This window comes from Actinosynnema sp. NPDC023658 (assembly GCF_040639995.1).
Classification (GTDB): Bacteria; Actinomycetota; Actinomycetes; order Mycobacteriales; family Pseudonocardiaceae; genus Actinosynnema.
The window spans coordinates 1-4,686 of the sequence record NZ_JBFAAX010000457.1 but is presented as its reverse complement, the minus strand read 5'-3'; the positions used below and the strand labels follow the sequence as shown (position 1 = coordinate 4,686).

The 4,686-nt window shown below is 73.2% G+C and carries 4 protein-coding genes and 1 pseudogene; 2 read left to right on the top strand and 3 right to left on the bottom strand.

The genetic code is table 11. From position 1 onward, the window contains the following. From AB0G02_RS28845 to eccB, 3 genes are all read right to left on the bottom strand, one after another. On the bottom strand, positions 1 to 838 hold an 838-nt coding region (locus AB0G02_RS28845), incomplete at its 3' end, for a hypothetical protein (RefSeq protein ID WP_360799879.1). Next, a complete protein-coding gene (locus AB0G02_RS28840; protein ID WP_360799876.1) occupies positions 838 to 1,200 on the bottom strand; it encodes a hypothetical protein in 363 nt (120 codons plus the stop codon). The genes AB0G02_RS28845 and AB0G02_RS28840, both read right to left, overlap by 1 nt. A gap of 70 nt (positions 1,201 to 1,270) precedes the next feature. Continuing rightward, positions 1,271 to 2,911, bottom strand: a complete 1,641-nt coding sequence (gene eccB / locus AB0G02_RS28835; protein WP_360799873.1) for a type VII secretion protein EccB — start codon at positions 2,909 to 2,911, stop codon at positions 1,271 to 1,273. 130 nt (positions 2,912 to 3,041) lie between these two features. Between eccB and eccE the strand changes: the two genes are divergently transcribed. Together eccE and AB0G02_RS28825 are read left to right on the top strand one after the other, a co-directional pair. Beyond that, the gene (eccE, locus tag AB0G02_RS28830; RefSeq protein ID WP_360799870.1) at positions 3,042 to 4,379 is read left to right on the top strand and encodes a type VII secretion protein EccE; all 1,338 of its coding nucleotides are present in this window, start codon (positions 3,042 to 3,044) and stop codon (positions 4,377 to 4,379) included. 14 nt (positions 4,380 to 4,393) lie between these two features. Continuing rightward, positions 4,394 to 4,686, top strand: a pseudogene (locus tag AB0G02_RS28825) (hypothetical protein); the annotation flags it as partial.

Here is a 4,686-nt window from a genome sequence, read left to right as displayed (position 1 = left end):
CCGCGTGGTCGCCGCCGGCCGCACCCCCACCGGGCACGCCGCCGCCCCCACCGGGCAGACCACCACCGGGCACGCCACCGCCGCCACCCGGCACACCACCACCGGAACCCGAACCGCCACCACCGGCCGCGGCCGGCTTCGGGTCGGCGGGCTGCACGGGATGAGCCTGCGCGGGATCGGTGTGCGCCGGGGCCCCCGGCGCGGTCGGCTTCGCGGGCGGGGTGAACGCCCAGTCCTGCTCGGGGTAGCGGTGCTCCATCTTCACGTCGGCGAAGTCCTCGGAGCCGGACACCCCGTCGCACAGCCGCAGGAACGCCTCCAGCACGTCCCGCACCGACTCGTGCAGCTCCTTCGCCGGGTCGTGCAGCTCGTCCAGCGCCTCGACCACGCGCCGGTCGCCGTCCACCGGCAGCGCCGCCGCGCCGGACACCGCGTCGGCCGCCTCGGCGAACACCCGGGACATGTCCTCCACGATCGCGCGGACGCCCTCGGCGGTCTGGTCCAGCGCCTCGCCCATCGCGTGCATCGCGTCGGACATGTCGTGCCCGGCCAGGCCGACCTTCTGCATGTGGTCCACGAACGAGTCGGCGTCCTTGCCCTGCCACGCCGAGTCCAGCCTGCCCAGCGGCTTGGTCAGGTCGCGCGTCACGTGCTCCGCGACGAGCCCGGCCCGGCGCCAGCGCTCGGCCTCCTCGTGCAGGTCGTTCCAGTCGCCCACGACGGGCGCGAAGTAGTCCGCCACGAGGTCGCGCACGCCGAGCCGGCGGCTGATCCCCGACAGGTAGTCCAGCTCCGGCCCGACCTCGGCCGCGATCTGCTTGCCGTCCTTGCCGCGCATCAGCCCAACCCCGACCTGCGGTCGACCGCCTTGATCAACGCCACCGCGTCGTCGTCCTGGGCGCCGTAGTGCTCGGCCACCTCGTGCAGGCCCTTCGCCGCGGACGCCAGCACCTCGCACGCCCGGTCGAGCTGCTGGTTCAGCATCCCGGCGGCCCGGCCGTACGCCTCGGCGTTGCGCAGCGCGCGCCCCAGCTCACCGAAGCTCTGCGCGCGCACCGGCTGCTGCCGCAGCTCGTCCCGCGCGCGGGCCAGCTCCCCGGCCGCCTCCTCGACGCGCTCGGCGTACAGCTCCAGCCAGCGCGGGTCCATCGACACCCGACCGCTGCCCGCCGCCGGCGACCTGCGTGTGACCTCGTTCACCCGGACACCTCCCGCCCCCTCTGACGGGAACCGGCTCGCGCCGGTTCCGCCGAACGGCCCGGCACCGGGCTCACCCGCCCTGCTTCTTCGCCTTCTCCTCGGGCAGCAGGCCGCTGTCCTTCGGCACCGGGATGGAGTCCCAGCTGCGGGAGGCGTCGTTGCGGTTGAGCTGCGGCCCGTTGGGCAGCAGCCGCAGGATCGACTCCGGCCCCGGCACGAACCCGTTCGCACCCAGCCCCAGCGCGCCGCTGGTGAGGACGTCCGGGATGCCGTACTTCACGCCGCGGCCGGTGACCAGGTGGATCGGACCCGTCTCGAAGTCCTGGGTGGACGTCGCGCTGCGCACCACGGCCGACTTGCCCGGCGCCATCACGAACTGGCTGACGACCTCGCCGGTCGCGCCCACCTGGTTGATCTCCACCGGCACCACGTTCGACGGGATCGGCAGCGACGGCGCGATGGTCACCTTGGTGTGCTGCGACTTGTTGGCCGCCGACACGTTCTGGGCCTGCCAGCCCAGGCAGATCACCCGGTTGTTCTGGTTCGGCTCCTGGATCTCCGGCACGTCCGGCGGGTAGTCGTCGAAGTCGAGCTCGTTGACGCTGCGCGCCTCGTTGATGCGCGCGATGTCCACCAGCTTCGGCTCCGCGCCCTGCGCGTAGGTGGCCCGGAGCAGGTCGGCCGCGGCCCGGCTGATCTTCTGCAAGCCGTCCTTGAGCACCACGTGGAACTCGGACTCCGCGCCCGCGCGGCGGATCTCGATCACCGAGCCGACCTTCAGGTTCTCGCCGGAGACGTAGGTCACCGACTGGCCGCGACCGGAGATCTCGGGCGCCACCAGCGGCTTGGCCTCGGGGATCGCGTTGAGCAGGCCGGAGCTGATCGCGCGCGGCTTCTTCTGGTTCAGGTTCAGCGCGGTGCGGACCTCGGCGTTGTTCAGGTCGACCTTGGCGCGCACGGTGGACGTCGAGGTGATCTTGGAGTTCACCGGCGCCTTGTAGATCAGGTACGCCTTGTCCTGACTGTTGCCCGCGCTGACCAGCAGGGCGCGGTTGTCGTCGAGCAGCTCGCCGCCGCCGCTGTAGCCCGCGAGGACCGTGGTGGTGAACTTGCCCGGCGACGCCGGGTCCTTCAGCGACTCGTCCAGCGACAGCGTGTCGCACACCGACCAGTCGGAGCCGATCCGGTCGGCGGGCTGGGGCAGCACGTCCGGGCCGTCGGGGATGCCGGTCAGCCGGCCCTTGGGCAGCTTCGCCAACGCCTTCTCGCTGACGAGCTTCGGCTCGCCGCCCGCGACCTGCGGCCCTGTGTTGACCTGGCCCGCCGCCGCGTCACCGCCCGCGACCGCCGTCTGCCCCTTGTCCGGGTTGGACTGCTGCAGCAGCAGCAGCCGCGCGGACGCGAGGTTCGTCATCGGGATCAGCGTCTTGGTGTTGCCGACGGTGTGCACGACGTAGACCTGGCCGGTCTCCTTGGAGATGGCGATCTGCGTCTGGTCGTCGACCTGGGGGTCGGGCGAGAAGAAGCCGAAGATGAGGAACCCGATGAGCCCGACGACGCCCAGCAGGACGCCCACCGCCGTCGCGCGCGAGTGCGTGCGCATCGGGTCGTGCAGCATCACCGCGTCTCTGCGCACCAGGGCGGACTGCATCCGGCGCAGCACGAAGCGGTAGGCCTGGACCTGTGACTTGGTGGTGGGTGTTGATGCCATTCTCGGCTCGCTGCTCTCCCAGTCGCGGTACGGTCTGCACGATAGCCGGACGGCGGGTGGTCCGTGTGCGGGTTGGTCAGACCCGGTCGGTCCCACCCGGCGCACGCCGACGGAAAGAGAACCAGAGCGGATGTCCGTGACCACCCCACATCCGGGCCAGCCCAATCCCGCCGTGGCACGCGCGCAGTCGGCGGGTGGCGCCGTGCGCGCCGCACTGCTCCGGGCGCGTCGCCGCACCGCAGGCGCGAGCCTGGGCGCGCTGCCGGTCGCCAACCTGGTCGTGCTCGAGGTCGGCGTCGCCATCGGCCTGGTCCTGCTGGCGATCGGCGCCACCGGTGACGGCGTCGACCCGGTGCTGATGTACGTCGCGGGCGGCATCGTGCTGATCGCGCTGATCCTCGCGTTCACCAGGTCCCGCGGCCGCTGGCTGACCCAGTGGATCGGCCTGGTCGTGCGCTACAGCTTCCGCTCGCACGGCCGCACGGCCAAGCGCTCCGGCCCGGTGGAGATGAAGTCGCCGTCGGAGGAGGAGTCCTCGGTCATCGGCCCGGACGACCCGCGGGTGGCGCTGCTGCGCCTCGCCCTGCCGGACCTGGTGGTGGCCCGGGGCGTCGACCACGAGCGCCGTCCGCTGGGCATGGCCTGGCACCAGGGCGCGTGGACCGCCGTGCTGCTGGTCGACCCGGCGCCGGGTCTGATCACCGCGGTGGGCAGCGCGCCGGCGTTGCCGCTGGGCGCGCTCGCGCCGACGCTGGAGGACCGCGGCGTGGTGCTCGACGCGATCTCGGTGATCTGGCACTGCTACCCGGGCAGCGCGGCGCTGCCCTCGAACTCCCCCGCGCTCAGCTCGTACATGGAGGTGCTCGGCCCGCTGCCCGCGGCCGCGCGCCGGACCACGTGGATCGCCGTGCGGCTGGACCCGCGGCGGTGCGCGGCGGCGATCCGGGAACGCGGCGGCGGCGTCGTGGGCGCGCACCGGGCGTTGATCGGCGCGCTGTCCCGCGTGCGCAACGCGCTGGAGTCGACGGGCGTGTCGATCCGGCCGCTGGACCCCGACGAGCTGATCCGGGCGGGCATCTCGGCGGCCGAGCTGACCTCGGTGGCCGGGTCGAACAACTCGGTGTCGTTGCGGGAGAAGTGGTCCGGGGTGACGGCGGGTGGCGTCGGCCACGCCAGCTACGCGATCACCGGCTGGCCGTCCAAGGGCATGCGCAACAACCTGAACGCGCTGACCGGCGTGCGGGCGCTGTCCTCGACGCTGTCCATGACGATCTCCCCGAGCAGCGAGCAGGGCCAGGTCGGCCTGCGCGGCATGGTGCGGGTGAGCGCGCGGACGCCGTCCGAGCTGGACCGCGCCGACGACCGGCTCAAGGCGCTGGCCGACAAGCTCGACATCACGCTCACCCCGCTGAACGGCCTCCAGGTCGCCGGGCTGGCCGCGACGCTGCCGCTGGGCGGTGTGGCGTGAGCAACTCCCGGTTGATGGACTCGCAGCGCCGGGGCGTGGCGCCGGAGTTCCTGGTGTCGCCGCAGATGCTGGACGTGGTGAGCCCGTCCGGCGACCGCGGCGGCATGGTCCTCGGCTCCGGCTTGCAGGGCGAGCCGCTGACGATCTCGGTGCTGCGGTCCGCGCCGACCCGCATGGTCGTGGTCGGCGGGCTGTACCTGGCCCGGCAGATCGCGCTGCGGGCGATGGCGACGGGCGCGTGGATCACCATCGCGACGGGCCGCCCGGCGGCCTGGCAGCCGGTGGTGCGCGCGGCGGGCGCGGGCCC

What these genes read in the sequence shown, in the direction of transcription:
- eccB (WP_360799873.1), bottom strand. Translation starts at nt 2,911, where the DNA reads ATGGCATCAACACCCACCACCAAGTCACAGGTCCAGGCCTACCGCTTC.
- eccE (WP_360799870.1), top strand. Translation starts at nt 3,042, where the DNA reads ATGTCCGTGACCACCCCACATCCGGGCCAGCCCAATCCCGCCGTGGCA.